The 15,559-nt window shown below is 70.0% G+C and carries 12 protein-coding genes; 3 read left to right on the forward strand and 9 right to left on the reverse strand.

The features are described from left to right. The first annotated feature begins 146 nt into the window (after positions 1–146). On the forward strand, positions 147–2,216 hold the full coding sequence (locus ABE487_RS05335; RefSeq protein ID WP_346452170.1) for a S46 family peptidase: 2,070 nt from the start codon (positions 147–149) through the stop codon (positions 2,214–2,216). 121 nt (positions 2,217–2,337) lie between these two features. Here the strand turns inward: ABE487_RS05335 and ABE487_RS05340 are convergent, their stop codons facing one another. From ABE487_RS05340 to ABE487_RS05355, 4 genes are all read right to left on the reverse strand, one after another. Next, entirely contained in the window at positions 2,338–3,378 is a 1,041-nt protein-coding gene (locus tag ABE487_RS05340) for an oxidoreductase (RefSeq protein WP_346452171.1), read from the reverse strand. Between the two features lie 7 nt (positions 3,379–3,385). Beyond that, positions 3,386–3,679 (reverse strand): DUF2782 domain-containing protein, encoded by a 294-nt coding sequence (locus ABE487_RS05345; protein ID WP_346444243.1) that lies wholly within the window; start codon positions 3,677–3,679, stop codon positions 3,386–3,388. 70 nt (positions 3,680–3,749) lie between these two features. Then, on the reverse strand, positions 3,750–5,414 hold the full coding sequence (locus ABE487_RS05350; protein WP_346452172.1) for a TPM domain-containing protein: 1,665 nt from the start codon (positions 5,412–5,414) through the stop codon (positions 3,750–3,752). Between the two features lie 32 nt (positions 5,415–5,446). Further along, positions 5,447–6,232: a DUF3667 domain-containing protein gene (locus ABE487_RS05355; RefSeq protein WP_346447178.1), complete on the reverse strand. Its 786-nt coding sequence runs from the start codon at positions 6,230–6,232 to the stop codon at positions 5,447–5,449. Between the two features lie 223 nt (positions 6,233–6,455). Here ABE487_RS05355 and polA point away from each other — a divergent pair, with 223 nt between their 5' ends. Next, positions 6,456–9,182 (forward strand): DNA polymerase I, encoded by a 2,727-nt coding sequence (gene polA / locus ABE487_RS05360; RefSeq protein WP_346444246.1) that lies wholly within the window; start codon positions 6,456–6,458, stop codon positions 9,180–9,182. Positions 9,183–10,209: 1,027 nt separating this feature from the next. Here polA and ABE487_RS05365 read toward each other — a convergent pair. The 5 genes from ABE487_RS05365 to ABE487_RS05385 all read right to left on the reverse strand — a co-directional run bounded on the left by ABE487_RS05365 (position 10,210) and on the right by ABE487_RS05385 (position 15,063). Then, positions 10,210–10,893: an RluA family pseudouridine synthase gene (locus ABE487_RS05365; RefSeq protein WP_346444247.1), complete on the reverse strand. Its 684-nt coding sequence runs from the start codon at positions 10,891–10,893 to the stop codon at positions 10,210–10,212. 4 nt (positions 10,894–10,897) lie between these two features. Further along, on the reverse strand, positions 10,898–11,812 hold the full coding sequence (gene hemF / locus ABE487_RS05370) for an oxygen-dependent coproporphyrinogen oxidase (RefSeq protein ID WP_346444248.1): 915 nt from the start codon (positions 11,810–11,812) through the stop codon (positions 10,898–10,900). 44 nt (positions 11,813–11,856) lie between these two features. Further along, a complete protein-coding gene (locus ABE487_RS05375; protein WP_346452173.1) occupies positions 11,857–12,345 on the reverse strand; it encodes a PH domain-containing protein in 489 nt (162 codons plus the stop codon). Continuing rightward, a complete protein-coding gene (locus ABE487_RS05380) occupies positions 12,342–14,711 on the reverse strand; it encodes a S9 family peptidase (protein ID WP_346452174.1) in 2,370 nt (789 codons plus the stop codon). Before ABE487_RS05380 ends, ABE487_RS05375 begins: the two co-directional genes overlap by 4 nt. A 106-nt stretch (positions 14,712–14,817) precedes the next feature. Then, entirely contained in the window at positions 14,818–15,063 is a 246-nt protein-coding gene (locus tag ABE487_RS05385; protein ID WP_346452175.1) for a hypothetical protein, read from the reverse strand. A 212-nt stretch (positions 15,064–15,275) separates the two neighbouring features. Between ABE487_RS05385 and ABE487_RS05390 the strand changes: the two genes are divergently transcribed. After that, on the forward strand, positions 15,276–15,506 hold the full coding sequence (locus ABE487_RS05390; RefSeq protein ID WP_346452176.1) for a hypothetical protein: 231 nt from the start codon (positions 15,276–15,278) through the stop codon (positions 15,504–15,506). The last annotated feature ends 53 nt before the right edge of the window (positions 15,507–15,559 follow it).

Genomic DNA, 15,559 nt, shown 5'->3' on the forward strand with positions numbered 1-15,559 from the left:
ATCCGCTCGCCGCATCGTACGTGAAGGTGCCGGACCCGCAAACTTCCGCGCCCGGCCATGACCTCCGGGTCTCGCGCCGCAGACACGGCGGGCTCTAGGCTGTACGGGCCCGGCCCGCGAGGCCACCTCAACCCGGAGAGTCGCCCATGGCGCCCCAGACCCCATCGTCGCCGCGGCTGCTGTCGCGGACGCGTGCCGCCGTTCTCGTTGCACTGGCCTTGCCGGTGGCCGGCCAGGCCGCAGAAGGCATGTGGACGCTCGACAATCTGCCGCGCGATGCGCTCAAGGCGCAGTACGGTTTCTCGCCCGACCAGGCCTGGGTCGACCACGCGATGCAATCGTCCGTACGCCTGGCCGGCGGTTGTTCGGGTTCGTTCGTCTCGCCCGACGGCCTGGTACTGACCAACGCCCATTGCGTGGTCGGCTGTGTGCAGGGCCTGTCGTCGCCGCAGCGCGATCTGCAGAACGCGGGCTTCGTCGCCAACGCCCGCGGCGACGAGCTGCAATGCCCGGCCGAGGAGCTCAACGTGCTGCGCGCGATCACCGACGTCAGCGCGCGCGTGGCCACGGCCGCCGAGGGCAAGCAGGGCCAGGCCTATGTCGACGCGCGCAACGCCGAGAAGGCACGGATCGAATCGGAATGCGTCGGCGACGCCGCCGATACCACGCGCTGCGATGTCGTGGAGCTCTACAACGGCGGCCAGCAGCACCTCTACCGCTACCACCGCTATTCGGATGTGCGGTTGGCGTTCTCGCCCGAGTACGCGGTCGGGTTCTTCGGCGGTGACCCGGACAACTTCAATTTCCCGCGCTACAACCTCGACGCTGCGCTGCTGCGCGCTTACGAGGATGGCAAGCCGGCGACGGTCGAGCATCACTTCACGCTCAAGCCCGAAGGCGCGCAAGCTGGCGAACTGGTGATGGTCACCGGCCATCCGGGCCGCACCCAGCGCCAGCTCACCGTTGCCCAGTTGGAGACGGTGCGCGATGTCAGCCTGATCAACACCCTGCTTTGGTTGGCCGAGCGCCGCGCGATGCTCGGCGAGTATGGCCGGCTCGACGAAGAAGCCGCGCGCCAGGCGCAGTCGGATCTGACCTTCACCGACAACAGCTACAAGGTTTACCGGGGGCAGTTGCAGGCGCTGCTCGACCCGCAGGTGTTCGCCGCCAAGCGCGCTGAGGAAGCGCGCCTGCGCGAAGGCGTCGATGATGCGCCCTGGCGCGAGGTCGAGGCCGCGCAGGCCACCGCGCGCCAGATCGCCGTGCCCTACATGCTGCTCGAACAGGGACGAGGGTTCGATTCGCGGCTGTTCTCGATCGCACGCACGCTAGTGCGTGGCGCCGACGAGCGCGCCAAGCCCAACGACGCGCGGCTGCCGGAGTTCCAGGACGCCGGCCAGGGACGCCTGCGCCAGACGCTGCTGAGCGCGGCGCCGGTCTACCCGGCGTTCGAGACCGCCAAACTCACTTGGTCGCTGACCAAGCTGCGCGAACTGCTCGGCACCGACGACCCGCTGGTCAAGTCGGTACTCGGGAGCCGTTCGCCGGCGCAGGTGGCCCAAGCCCTGGTCGAAGGCTCGACGCTGGCCGATGTCGCCGAACGTGAGCGGTTGTGGACGGGCGGCGCCGCGGCGATCGCGGCGTCCGACGATCCCTTCATCCGGCTCGCACGCGCAGTCGATGCGCCGGCGCGCGCGGTGCGCCAGCGCCAGGAAGCGGAGGTGGGTGCGATCGAGTCGCGTGCGGCCACGCAGATCGCCAAGGTGCGCTTCGACAAGCTCGGTACCACTGTCTATCCGGATGCGACGTTCACGCTGCGGCTGTCGTACGGCGATATCGCCGGTTGGGAAGAGAACGGCAAGGCGATCACGCCGTTCACGACGATGGCCGGTGTGTTCGCCCGCAACACCGGGGCGGCGCCGTACGCGTTGCCGCAGCGCTGGCTGGACGCGCAGGCCCGGATCGCCGGCGACACGCGCTTCAACTTCGTCAGCACCAACGACATCATCGGCGGCAACTCCGGCAGCCCGATCATCAACCGCGATGCGCAGGTCGTCGGCCTGGCGTTCGACGGCAATATCCACTCGCTCGGCGGCAGCTTCTGGTACGACCCGACGCGCAACCGCACGGTGTCGGTCCACAGCGGCGCGATCGTCGAGGCGCTGAAGTCGGTGTACGGCGCCGATCCGCTGGTGGACGAACTGCTGCACAAGTAACCGGCCGCTGCTGCACGCACGACGCCTCGCAGACCGGGGCGCCGTGCGCATGTTCAGCCGTAGATACGATCACCCCGTGCACGACGACTCGCGGCCTCGCGCCGCAGCCAGCGCGCCGTCGCTACAGCGCCACGACCTGCCCGCGCGCGGCGCTGTCGATGCCGGCCTGCAGCACCCGCATGACATCGAGCGCCTCGTCCGGTGCAACCGGCGGGGGGGCGCCGTCTGCGATCGCCGCACGCAGGCCGGCGTAGTAATGGCGATAGTCGCCGGCCGGCGTGGGCGAGGGCGCTTCGTGGACGGCGCCGTCTTCGCCGACGCGCAGCAGGCGGCCGGGCGTGGGGTCGATGCCCCAGTCCGGCCCGCCCGGACACTGGCCGGCACGTAACGCGGCTTCCTGCGGGTCCAGCCCGTGCTTGAACCAACTGCCGCCGGTGCCGTGCACCGCGAAGCGCAGGCCGGCGCCCGGCACCAGCGCGCCGGCGTGCAGCACGACGCGCATCTGACCGTAGCGCAGCACGACATGGAACCAGTCGTCGACCTGCGCATCGGTGCGCTGCAGCGCGATATCGGCCTGCACCGCGTCGGGCAGGCCGAACAGCTGCAGGGCCTGGTCGATCAGATGGGGCCCCAGATCGAGCCAAAGCCCCGCGCCTGGCCCGGCACGGTCGCGCCAGCGGTCGGGCACGTCGGGCCGGAAGCGGTCGAAATGCGAATGGACCTCGGCGATGCGACCGAGCGTGCCCGCCGCGACGAGTGCGCGCAGCGCGAGGAAGTCGGCATCCCAGCGTCGGTTGTGGAACACGCTGAGCACACGACCGGACGCGCGTGCCGCCTCGGCGACGGTCCGCGCCTCGGCCAGATCGACCGCCATCGGTTTGTCGATCACGACGTGACGGCCGGCGGCGAGCGCGGCGATCGCCAAGGGGGCATGCGTGACGTTGGGCGAGGCCAGCACGACCAGGTCGATCGCCGGGTCGGCGAATGCCTCGTGCGGATCGGTGCACACGCGCGCATCGGGATGGTCGGCGTGCACGCGCGCCGGGTCGCGCGAGACCACGGTGTGCAACCGCAGGCCGGATGTGGCGGCGATCAGCGGCGCGTGGAACACCTGGCCGGCAAGGCCGTACCCGACCAGCGCGACCTGCAGCGCATCGCCCATCGCAGGCTTACCAGCCGAACAGCTTGAAGTAGGTCTGCGGGACGTCGTCGCGGTCGCTGTCGATGCTGCCGTCACCGTCGCGGTCGTAGAGGAAGTACGCCGGGCCGCGCGAGGGCACCACCTGCACCGCGCGCAACTGACCGGCGACGCGGAACTCGGTGATGCGGTCGCCGTTGGATTCGGTCCGGGTCACCTGCTCGGCATCGGCCGGGATGCCGTCGGGCAGCGATGCGCCCGGACTGACACAGGCGGACAACCCCAGCAACGCGATCGCGAGCACAGCAGTACGAGAGGCGGACATGGCGGATCTCCAGCGGGCGGACCGCCATTATGCGCGCACGGCGTGCAACCGCCGTGCGCGCACCAGCGGGCTACTGCAAGGGGTCGTAGCTGAAGAGCCACAGCTGCGTATTGCCCTGCTGCACGCCCGCGCCGCTGTGGAATTGGCCGGGCGTGGTCAGTTCGCCGACGAAGGTGTAACGCCGTCCGGCCTCCAGCCGGCCACCGGGCATCAGCTGCTCGGTCTGCGGCTGCATGTACAGCGTGACCTCGTTGCCTTCTTCGGTTTCCACTACCAGGGCGCGCCAGCGGCCATCCTTGAGGATCGCCTCGTTGACCTTGAACTGCGCCGGTGCCGGCTGCAGTTCCTTGACCGTTGCGCTGAAGCGCACCAGTGCGCCGATGGTCTGGTCGCGGTCGTCGTCCCACGGCCGTCCGGCCGCGCGCTCGGCCTGACGCTCGGCGGTGTAGTCGACGATCTCCTGGATGTCGTTGAAGCGGATCCGGAAGGTCCGGCCGCTGCTGGTCAGCACCCGGACCTGGGATTCGACGATGTTGAGCAGGCTCCGGGTCGAGATGCCGCAGCCGTCGTCGTCCAGGCAGTAACGCTGCCAGGTCTCGGCCGTCCAACTGTCGAACTGCTTGGGCGGATTGCCGAACTCGAGTTGCTTGGCCACGCCGGGCGCGTAGGCGACCGCCGAGGTGCCCTGGTTGGGCGCAACCACGAACACGCCGCCATTGCCCAGGTCCAGCTTGCCGATGCGCAGCTGGCGCAGCATCGTCCAGGCGTAGTCCTGCGCACTCATGCCGTGCAGGTCGTCGACGACCAGCAGCGCCAGCTCGATGCCCTGCTTCTGTGCCAGGTCGTAAAGCGTGGCCTCCAGGCCCTTGAGCAGCCCGGGGTCGAGCCGCCCGGTCTCGTCGACGACGAAACGGCCGTACTTGAGCGGGATTGTTGTCGCCGATGGCGCAGGCAGGTGGACGGTGGCGCTGCGGGCCGGGGGTGGCGCCTGCGGCGGCGCAGTGCCGGTCCCCGCACCGGCCTGGCAGCCGGTCTGCCCGGCCTGGGTGCAGGCCTCCATCCAGCCGTCCTGGATCGCCGCCAGCCGGCCGTTGCGGGCCGGATGGGTCGCGGTCACGTGATCGGCGCCGAGCGACTGCATCGCGCTCTTGGCATCGGCGAGGCTGGCGCCCATGCGCTGCAGCACGAAGCCGCTGAACTTGTCGGCCTCCAGTTCGATCGGCGGCTGGCTGCCGGTGCCGGTGATCGTGTGCCCGGACAGGTGGTGGCCGATCTCGTGCGCCATGATGCTCACCGGCGCCCAGGGGTTGCCGTTGGTCGCTGCACGGACCTCGCCGAGAAAATCGCGGTTGAAGGCGATCACCCGCTGCGGGACCCGCTGTTCGTCGAGCAGGATCACCGCCGCGGCGTTGGCGACCGGGCCTTCGGTGACCACGAAGTTCTGCGGCAGGCCGGTATAGCCCATGACGCGTTCGACCATGCTGCGGCAATCGGCCGGCGGCGTGCCGGTCAGCGTCGTCGGGTCCAGACGTTCGGGGCGGCCGCCGTAGGAGCAGGCCTGCAGCGTCGAGGCGAGCTGTTCGACGAGTTCGGCGCGGCTGGGCGCTGCTGTGCCGGACGCGGCGGTGGGTGCGGCGGGCGCCGCAGCGCGCTCGCCGCAGGCGGCGAGCAGCAAGGCCAGCGGCAAGGCGGCCGGCAACGGGCGGACCAGGCGGTGCAGGGGGCGTCGGGACATGGGCCTTTCCTCTGGCAGTCGGTCGGGGAAGATCAGGCGGCGCGCGCGTACAGCAGCGCGACGATGGCGTGGACGTAGGCGCGGCGCAGTAGCCAGTCGACGGCGACGAACACCGCCAGCGCCAGGGCCAGGCGCCAGGCATCGCGGCGCAGATCGAGCTCGAAGAACTGGTGGAATGCGAGCGCCAGCACGACGACCTTGACCGCGTACATGTACCACTTGGCGGCCTCGCGCCAGGGCAGCACCAGCGCCGGGTCGCGGATGACCAGCAGCGGCAGTTGGTTGACCAGATTCAGGCCGATGATCACCGCGTACGCATAGGCTGCCAGCACCAGATGTTCGACGGCGTTGTAGCGGCGACGCCCGAACACCAGCAGCGAGCTGGCGACGACGGCGAAGATGCCCAGGGTGAACGTCCAGTTGGCGTAGTGCTGCATCATCGCCATCGCGCCCAGGTAGGTCTGGTCGCCCGCGCGCAGGAAGCCCGTGGTGTCGAGCACCAGCAGCAACAGTGCCACGCTCACCAGCAGCAGCTTGAGTGGATGCACGTGGCGGCTGCGTGCGCCCTCGACGTATTCGCGGGCGACGGTGCCCGGACGCAGCAGCAGGCGCCCGGCGGTGCGTGCGACCGACCACTCGAACAGGCGCCACTTCTGCCAGGTCTCCTGGCGCAGGTCGCCCAGGCCCAGGCGATGGGCGGCCTTCTGGCCGCACTGGCCGCAATACGGCGCGCCACCGCGGGCCGCGCCGCAGTTGCGGCAGGCGTCGCGGGCGGGCCAGTCCGCCGTCGGCGGTCCCTCGCGATCGGACGTGCTCACCGCGCGGCCTCCGGCCGCGGCGCACGTTGGGCGAGCGGCCGCCCCGCAGGCCGGCCATGGCAGGCGATGGACATCCAGACCCCCTTGGCAGGGGGCGATTATCGCGACACAGCGTTCGGATTCCGTCATGTCGGTGCACCCGGCGGGGTCTGGAGGGTGAACGCCCCGGCCCGGCGGATGGGGTCGAACGCGGCGCCCACGGTCGACGCCGTAGAATCTGCGGATGACGAAACGGCTGATTCTGATCGACGGGTCCTCGTACCTGTACCGCGCCTTCCACGCGCTCCCGCCGCTGTCCAATGCCGATGGCGAGCCGACCGGCGCGCTGTTTGGCGTGGTCAACATGCTGCGCGCCACGCTCAAGGAGGCGCCCGACTACGCGGCCTTCGTGGTCGATGCGCCGGGGCGCACCTTCCGCGACGATCTCTATGCCGCCTACAAGGCCAACCGCCCACCGATGCCCGATGACCTGCGCGCGCAGGTCGATCCGATGTGCGACATCGTCGAGGCGCTGGGCTTCCCGATCCTGCGCGTGCCCGGCGTCGAAGCGGACGATGTGATCGGCACACTCGCCGTGCAGGCCGCCGAGGCCGGCATCGCGACCACGATTTCGACCGGCGACAAGGACTTCGCGCAGCTGGTGCGCCCGGGCATCACGCTGGTCAACACCATGAGCGGCAGCCGCATGGACAGCGAGGCGGCGGTGCATGACAAGTTCGGCGTCCGCCCCGACCAGATCGTCGACATGCTCGCGCTGATGGGCGACAGCATCGACAACATCCCCGGCGTGCCCAAGTGCGGGCCGAAGACCGCGGCCAAATGGCTGGCCGAGTACGAGTCGCTCGACGGCGTGATCGCGGCCGCGGGCAACATCAAGGGCAAGATCGGCGAGAACCTGCGCGAGGTGCTGGACCAGTTGCCGCTCAGTCGCACGCTGGCGACGATCCGCACCGACGTGCCGCTCGACGGTGGTCCCCAGACCCTCGTGTTGCGCCAACCCGCCGCCGATGCGCTGCGTGGGCTCTATGCTCGCTACGGCTTCACCCAGGCGCTGCGCGAGCTCGAAGGCGGCGGTCCGGCCGCAGCCGCCGCGACGACCGCGCCGGCGCCTCCAGTCGAGGTCGACCCGGCACTGTCGGCGCCGGGCGAGTACGAGACCGTGCTCACGACCGAGCGTCTCGAGGCCTGGATCGCCCAGTTGCGCGTTGCCGAGGAGTTCGCGTTCGACACCGAGACCGACGCGCTCGATGCGATGCGCTCCAACCTGGTGGGCTTGAGCGTGGCGGTCGAGCCGGGTCGGGCGGCCTACATTCCGCTCGGGCACGACTATCCGGGCGCGCCCGCCCAGCTCGATCGCAGCCAGGTGCTCGAGGCATTGCGGCCCGTGCTCGAGGACCCGACGCGGCGCAAGCTGGGCCAGCACGGCAAATACGACCTGCATGTGCTGCGCCGGCACGGGGTCGCGCTGCGCGGCTACGCGGACGACACCCTGCTCGAGAGCTTTGTGCTCGATGCCGGCATTGCCCGGCACGACATGGACTCGCTGGCCAAGCGGCATCTGGGCATGGATACGATCCGCTTCGAGGACGTCGCCGGCAAGGGCGCCAAGCAGATCTCGTTCTCGCAGGTCGCCATCGACGATGCGACCCGCTACGCCGCCGAGGATGCCGACATCACGCTGCGTCTGCATCGGGTGCTCAAGCCGCGGGTCGAGGCCGAGCCGGGCCTGGCGCGGGTGTATCGCGAGATCGAGATGCCGCTGGTGCCGGTGCTGGCCCGGATCGAGGCCAACGGCGTGTGCATCGACGTCGACGAACTGCGCCAGCAGAGCGCGGACCTGTCCAAGCGCATGCTCGCCGCGCAGCAGAAGGCGACCGAACTGGCCGGGCGCACGTTCAATCTCGACTCGCCCAAACAGGTCTGCGCGCTGCTGTTCGAGGAACTGGGGTTGCCGGCCGTCGTCAAGACGCCCAAGGGCCAGCCCAGCGCCAACGAAGAGGCCCTGGCGGCGATCGCCGATCAGCACGAGCTGCCGCGGGTGATCCTCGAGTACCGCAGCCTGGCCAAGTTGCGCGGCACCTATGTCGACAAGTTGCCGGAGATGATCAATCCCGACACCGGCCGTGTGCACACCAGCTACCACCAGGCCGGTGCGGCGACCGGACGGTTGTCGTCCTCCGATCCCAACCTGCAGAACATTCCGATCCGGACCGACGACGGCCGCCGCATCCGCCGTGCTTTCGTCGCACCGGCGGGTCGCCGGCTGGTCGCGTGCGACTACTCGCAGATCGAGCTGCGGATCATGGCGCACCTGTCCGAGGATCCGGGCCTGATCGGCGCGTTCGAGACCGGGGTCGACGTGCACCGCGCGACCGCGGCCGAGGTCTTCGGCCGGCCGCTCGACCAGGTCACCGCGAACGAGCGCCGCGCCGCCAAGGCGATCAACTTCGGGCTGATGTACGGCATGAGCGCGTTCGGCCTGGCGCGCAATCTCGGCGTCGGCCGCGGCGAGGCCCAGGACTACATCGCGCTGTACTTCTCGCGCTATCCGGGCGTGCGCGACTTCATGGAGCGAACCCGCCAGCAGGCGCGCGAGACCGGCTTCGTCGAGACGGTGTTCGGGCGCCGCCTGACGCTGGACTTCATCCAGCGCGGTAACGCCTCGCAGCGCGCGGGCGCCGAGCGCGCCGCGATCAACGCGCCGATGCAGGGCACCGCGGCCGACATCATCAAGCGCGCGATGGTCGCCGTCGACGACTGGCTGGCGGGCCATGCCGCGCAGGCCAAGATGATTTTGCAGGTGCACGACGAACTGGTGTTCGAGGCCGATGCGGACTTCGTCGAGTCCTTGCTGGCCGGCGTGGTGCCGAGGATGACCGGGGCCGCCGAACTGCGGGTGCCGCTGGTGGTGGATTGCGGGGTCGGCGACAACTGGGACCAGGCGCACTGACGTCGCGGCAGGTCGGGCGGGCGCTGTGGTGAGGGTCTGCCCGCGCGCGCCGCGATACCCCCGCGAACTGCGCGATTGGGCGGGGTAAATGCAGCCTGAATTTGCCCGAAAATTGAATGTCGCCTTCACGAACCATCAATGCGTCGGGTGGTCTCATACTCGCGACAGATGCAAGGTCTGTCGCAGATCTCTCCCTTCCCCTGGAGTGATCGACCGGAACCAACAGGCTTCTCCCCGAGCCCGGTTCCCGAGCCCCGTAGGCCCCCCCTGCCTACGGGGCTTTTTTATGTCCGTCTGCCGTGTTCGACCGCTTTACTCCGGATGGGCAGCGGCCTGCCAGCCGGAAGCCGCTCTTCCCTCGGTCAAGGCCGCTTCGCGGTCCGGCCACGCGAAGCACGCGTGGCGTTCACCTGGATGCGCGGCAATGCCGCGCACGCCATCCATGCTCACCCTGCCTTGACTCGGGCGCGCGCGCTCCGCTGCGCGGATCGGTCCGGCCCGGCGCAGCGCGCCGGGCGTTCGCCCGCTCGCGCGGCATGCCGCGCAGGCAGAGCGGGCTCACACATGGCGCGCTCGGCGCGGCCACCGGCTGGCAGGCCGCTGCTGCGGACGATTGCAACTGGACTTCGGTAGGCGCGGTGTCGCCCGCTGGAAGAAGTCGAGCACTGTCAGCCTCAGTGCGTCGTGCGGGTCGGGGATTGCGATAGCGGGCCATGGATGGTCCGCGGCGGCGAGTCAGCCATGGGTGAGAGTGGGCTGCTTGCGCGGCACGCCGCGCAGCCCGCACGAACGACCGGCGTGCTTCGCCGGGCCGGACCGCGGAGCGGGCTGACCGAGCCGGGGAGCAGTCCCCGGCCTGCGCGACGCGCGCTCCGGAGAGAACTGCAGATCGCGCGATTAGAAGAAGATATTCCTGATTTTGGCGAAGACCCCCGTTCATGTCCGTCGCTCGCGGAGATAGCGGTTCGCAATGCGCTGGACGCAGCGGTCTTTCAATCCGGTGCAATCCTCGATCACCCCTGTTCTTCTAGAACGGCGTCGGGCAATGCAGGCGCAGCGGTGCGCCGGTGGCGGGGTGGGGCAGTTCGAGCGATTCGGCGTGCAGCAGCAGACGCGGGGCGCGGCGCTGTGCAGGCTCGGGCGCGTACAGCGGATCGCCCAGGATCGGATGGCCGATCGCCTGCAGATGAACGCGCAACTGGTGGCTGCGGCCGGTCACCGGCATCAGCGCCACGCGGGCGACCGGCGCGCCGTCGGCGGCGGTTTCGCGGCGCAGCACCCGCCAGCGCGTCAGCGCAGGCTTGCCGTCGACCGGATCGATCTTCTGCCTGGGCCGCTCCGGCCAGTCGACCAGCAGCGGCAGGTCGATCTCGCCGGCCTCCTCGGCCGGCCAGCCGTCGACGACCGCGATGTAGCGCTTTTCGACCCGCCGTCGCTCGAACGCCGCGCCCAGCGCGCGCTGGGCGTCTGCGCCGCGGGCCAGCAGCATCAGGCCGGAGGTCGCCATGTCCAGCCGGTGCACGACCCGGGCGTCGGGCCATTGCGCGCGGGCGCGGGTGGCCATGCTGTCCTGCTTGTCCGGCCCACGGCCGGGCACCGACAGCAGCCCGGCGGGCTTGTCGAAGGCCAGGACGCTGTCGTCGCCGTAGAGCTGGCGCAGGCAATCGGGCACCACGTCGGGATGGGCGATGTCGAGGGCTGCAGCCGCCATGGGATCAGGCCAGTTCGGCAAGCCAGTCGCGCGGGCGCAGGTAGTCGGCCAGCCGCGCCTCCGCGCTGTCGGCCTCGGGCGTGTAGCCGTACTCCCAGCGCACGCGCGGCGGCAGGCTCATCAGGATCGATTCGGCGCGTCCGCCCGACTGCAGCCCGAACAGCGTGCCGCGATCGTAGACCAGGTTGAACTCGACGTAGCGGCCGCGGCGATAGAGCTGGAACTCCCGCTCGCGCTCGCCGTACGGGGTGTCGCGGCGTCGCGCGACGATCGGCAGATACGCATCGAGAAAGCCGTCGCCGACGGCCCGCATATAGGCGAACTCGTGCTCGAAATCGCCGTGCTGGTCGTCGAAGAACAGCCCGCCCACGCCACGCGTCTCGGCGCGGTGCCCGAGAAAGAAGTACTGGTCGCACCAGCGCTTGTGGGCCTCGTAGCGCGCCTGTCCGCCGAACGGCTCGCACAGCGCCCGCGCAGTCCGGTGCCAGTGCGCGATGTCCTCGTCGACCGGGTAGAACGGGGTCAGGTCGAACCCGCCACCGAACCACCAGGCCACCACTTCGCCGTCGCGCATCGCGCGGAAGTGGCGCACGTTGGCGTGGGTCGTGGGCAGGTGCGGATTACGCGGGTGGAACACCAGCGACACGCCGGTGGCACGCCACGACGCGCCGGCCAGTTCCGGCCGGTGGGTGCTGGCCGAGGGCGGCAGCCGGGTGCCGCTGACGTCCGAGAAGCCGATGCCCGCCTGCTCGAACACCGCGCCATCGCGCAGCACGCGGGTCCTGCCGCCACCGCCTTCGGCGCGTTGCCACAGGTCCTCGGCGAACCGGGCCTGGCCGTCGGCCTGCTCGATCGCGGCGCAGATGCGGTCCTGCAGCCCGGTGAGGTAGTCCCGGACCGTTTCGAAAGTGTCGTTCATCCGGAACATTGTAGGTGCGTCGCCCCGGTCGGCATTGATCCGGGTCAATCCCCACCGGCCGGCAAGTAGGCCCGGTGCCACTGCTGCAGCCGGGCCGCGAGCGCCTCGGCGCCCAGGCCATAGGTATCGGGCAGGGCGCCATGGAAGCCGCTCAGGCCGCGGTTGACCCGCCGCAGCCGCGCGCCGCGATCGACGTGCGCGGCGAAGTCCAGCCCGACGACCGGGTGCAGGCCGACCCGTGTGGTGCCGAATCGGGCGATGTCGGTCCAGGCCAGGCGCGTGGTCCTGAACAGCGCACGCACTTCGAGCCCGTCGCGGTCGAGCCGCAGATGGTGGGCGCCGGGCAGCAGGCCGGCCAGCGCCAGCAACGCGCAGGCCCCGAACACCCCGCCCAGGGCCCAGGCGACCGCGGGCTGGCGGCCGCCCACCGCGACCGCCAGCCCGACCAGCGCCAGCGACACGGCCAGCAGTGCCAGCCGTTTCCACGGCGCCGGTCGCAGCAGTTCGACCGCCGGCAGCGGCGCGGATGTCACTTGAGCGTGCGTTCGAACAGCTCGTAGATGCGGCGGTACTGGTCGTACCACGAGGCCGGGTGCTGGTAGGCGTGCCGCTCGAGCGGGTAGCTCGCCAGTTCCCACTTGTCCTTGCGCAGCTCGATCAGGCGCTGGGCCATCATCACCGAGTCCTTGTAGAACACGTTGTCGTCGATCATGCCGTGGGCGATCAGCAGATGGTCCTGCAGGCGGTCGGCGTACTCGATCGGCGAGGACTTGAGGTACGCCTCCGGATCGATCTCGGGCGTGTTGAGGATGTTGGCGGTGTAGTCATGGTTGTACTGCGACCAGTCGGCGACCGGGCGCAGCGCCGCGCCGGCCTTGAAGCGGCCCGGTTCGCGCATCAGCGCCATGAATGTCATGAAGCCGCCGTAGCTGCCGCCGTAGATGCCCACGCGATCGCGGTCGGCCTGGCGGTGCTCGACCAGCCAGTCGATGCCGTCGAGATAGTCCTCCAGCTCCGGGTGGCCCATCTGCCGGTAGATCGCGGTGCGCCAGTCGCGGCCGTAGCCGGCCGAAGCGCGGAAGTCGAGGTCGAGGACCAGGTAGCCCTGCTGCACGAGCATGTTGTGGAACATCTGCTCGCGGAAGTAGTTCGGGTAGCGGTCGCTGACGTTCTGCAGGTAGCCGGCCCCGTGCACGAACAGCACCACCGGATACTTGCGGCCCGGATCGTAGTCCTTCGGACCGTAGAACTTGCCCCAGACCGTGCCGGCGCCGTGCTTGGACGGGACCTGCACGTACTGCGGCTGCAGCCAGTCATGGGCCTTGAACTCGGCGGTGCGGGTGTCGGTGAGCACCTGCACCGCGCCGTCGTTGACGTCGGCGACCGCCAGTTGCGGCGGCAGGTAGCTCGACGAGGTGCGCAGCAGCAGGCGGGTCTCGTCGGGCGAGAGCACGAAGTCCTCGATACCGCCGGTGGCGGTGATCTCGCGCACGCCGCCGTCGCCGGACATGCAGACCTCGTAACGGCCCGGCCACTGCTGGTTGCACAGGAAGTAGAAGCGGCTGCCGTCATGCGACATCACCGGCGAGGAGACCTCCCAGCGGCCGGAGGTCAGCGCACGCTGGCGCGTGCCGTCGTGCAGGTAGAGATGCGAGTAGCCCGATTCCTCGGACAGGAACCACAGCGTGCGGTGGTCGGGCAGCCAGCCGAACTCGTTGAAATCCCAGTTGATCCACGCCGGGTCGGTCAGCCGGTGGCGGCTGCGCAGCGTCGCGTTCTCCAGGTCGACGGTCGCCAGCCAGCGGTCCTTGTTGTCGACCGAATGGATCGACAGCGCGACGTTGCGGCCGTCGTCGCTCCAGCGGATCGCGCCGCCGCCGCCGCCGCGGCCATCGATTTCCAGGCGCACCGGGCGGTTGCCCTGCAGCGGGTCCTTGCCGGCGGCCCGGCGCAGATCGGCGAGCGGATCGGTGCCGATGCCCGGCAGCGTGCCGGTCTCGAGCTCGCGCACGCGCCCGGTGGCCAGTTCCACCAGCCACAGCCGGTGCGGCAGCGGGTCGTTGCGACCCACGCGGGTGCGCACGTCCTCGAATTCCTCGTAGCCCGATTCGGTGACGTACTTGGGCATCTTGCCGTCGCGGCCTTCGTCGCCGTCCTTGGGCGCGGTGACCACGATCAGTCGATCGCCGGTCGGGGACAGCGCACTGCCGGCGATGCTGACGTCCTTGCCCAGATACACCGGGCCGGGCGCGCGCGTGGCATCGGCCTGGCGCCAGCGCTCGTTCTGTGCGCGCAGGCCGTCGCGGCGCTCGCGCTCGGTGCGCAGGGTCTCGATCATGCGCAACTGCCGCTCGCGCAAGGCGTCGGCCGGCGGCGGCTTGGCCGGGTCGGCCTCGGCCTTGAGGCTGGTCAGCTGCGCGGTGCCGCGTTGCGGGTCCCAGCCGTACCAGTCGTCGCCCGACCGCCACACGAGGCCGCCGCCGGTGGTCCACTGCGCCTGCGTCTCGGTCGCTTCGGTGCGGGTGATCTGGCTCAGCTGGCCGGTGCGCAGGTCGCGCACGAACAGATCGCCATTGCGGACGAAGGCCATGCGCGTGCGGGTCGCATCGAGGAGCGGATCGCGCCCGTCGATGTCGGCACGCGTCGCATCGTCCACCGGCACCGAGGCGCCGCCGGCAAGCGGCTGCACCCAGGTGTCGCGCACGTTGCTGCCTTCGCGCTTGGCGGTGTAGTAGGCGCGGCTGCCGTCCCAGCTCCACCAGGCCGATTCGACCGGCGCGCCGATCCAGTCCGGATCGGCCATGATCCGGTCCAGGGTCAGCGGCTGCGCGGGTTGCGCGGCAGCGAGCGGGGTGGCGAAGGCGCAGGCGAGCACCCAGTACAGCGGCAGACGACGCATCGGCAGCGATCCGTGGAGCGGAAAGGAGGCCGCAGTGTACCGGCGCGCGCCCCATGACCGCTCTGGCGAAGGTCATGGTGCCTGTGCGCGGGCGCGCAGCGCCGGATCAGGCCGCGTCCTTGGCGCGCTTCATGTCTTCCTTATGCTTGTCGGCGTCGAGATACGAGATATAGGTGGTGGGCTGCCGGTTGTCCTCCCAGCGACTGCGGAACTCACCGAACTCGGATCGGCGATGCTCGAAGATGCTCACGTCCTCCGGGCTCTTGCGGCCTCCCCACTTCGCGTCCCGGAGGTCCCAGTAGTTCCCGACGGTCTCTTTGGCATCCTTGAAATCGGCCAGCGTGGTGCGCACCCAGTCGTACTTGACCGCCCAGTCGCCCTTCGCGACGCCATCGTTGGCCAGTTGGTGGAACCAGTCGTACTGCTCGCGATTGATCGCCTTGCTCTTCGCCCGCGACGTGAAGATGTTCGCTCGTCGATGCGTTCGCTGCCCGATGCCAGATTCAGGTCGTGGTGCTCGGCCACCGCGTATGCGCCCGGCGCCTTCGCTTCGGGTATCGCGTAGTGATCGCCCTGCTGGGTGGTGACCTGCAGCCAGCCGTCACCGCCGGCGCCGGGGTGCGCGCTGGACTCGATGTCGTCCACCGACAGGTCCTGATCCTTATCCAACCTCTTGAACTTGCCGCCGTCGGTGATGACGTCCATCGTCCTGCGCTGCGCGTTCGCACCATCGGCGATCCGGATGAGGTCGCCGACCTCCTCGGGCACCGCCCCACGGTGGCAGCGAGGCGATGATCTCGGCCTTGTCGGCGTCCCAGTCTTGGGAGGATGCCGCCGGATCGAGACCC

This window comes from Luteimonas sp. TWI596 (genome assembly GCF_039674105.1).
GTDB lineage: Bacteria > Pseudomonadota > Gammaproteobacteria > Xanthomonadales > Xanthomonadaceae > Luteimonas.

What these genes read in the sequence shown, in the direction of transcription:
- ABE487_RS05335 (WP_346452170.1), top strand. Translation starts at nt 147, where the DNA reads ATGGCGCCCCAGACCCCATCGTCGCCGCGGCTGCTGTCGCGGACGCGT.
- ABE487_RS05340 (WP_346452171.1), bottom strand. Translation starts at nt 3,378, where the DNA reads ATGGGCGATGCGCTGCAGGTCGCGCTGGTCGGGTACGGCCTTGCCGGC.
- ABE487_RS05345 (WP_346444243.1), bottom strand. Translation starts at nt 3,679, where the DNA reads ATGTCCGCCTCTCGTACTGCTGTGCTCGCGATCGCGTTGCTGGGGTTG.
- ABE487_RS05350 (WP_346452172.1), bottom strand. Translation starts at nt 5,414, where the DNA reads ATGTCCCGACGCCCCCTGCACCGCCTGGTCCGCCCGTTGCCGGCCGCC.
- polA (WP_346444246.1), top strand. Translation starts at nt 6,456, where the DNA reads ATGACGAAACGGCTGATTCTGATCGACGGGTCCTCGTACCTGTACCGC.
- ABE487_RS05365 (WP_346444247.1), bottom strand. Translation starts at nt 10,893, where the DNA reads ATGGCGGCTGCAGCCCTCGACATCGCCCATCCCGACGTGGTGCCCGAT.
- hemF (WP_346444248.1), bottom strand. Translation starts at nt 11,812, where the DNA reads ATGAACGACACTTTCGAAACGGTCCGGGACTACCTCACCGGGCTGCAG.
- ABE487_RS05380 (WP_346452174.1), bottom strand. Translation starts at nt 14,711, where the DNA reads ATGCGTCGTCTGCCGCTGTACTGGGTGCTCGCCTGCGCCTTCGCCACC.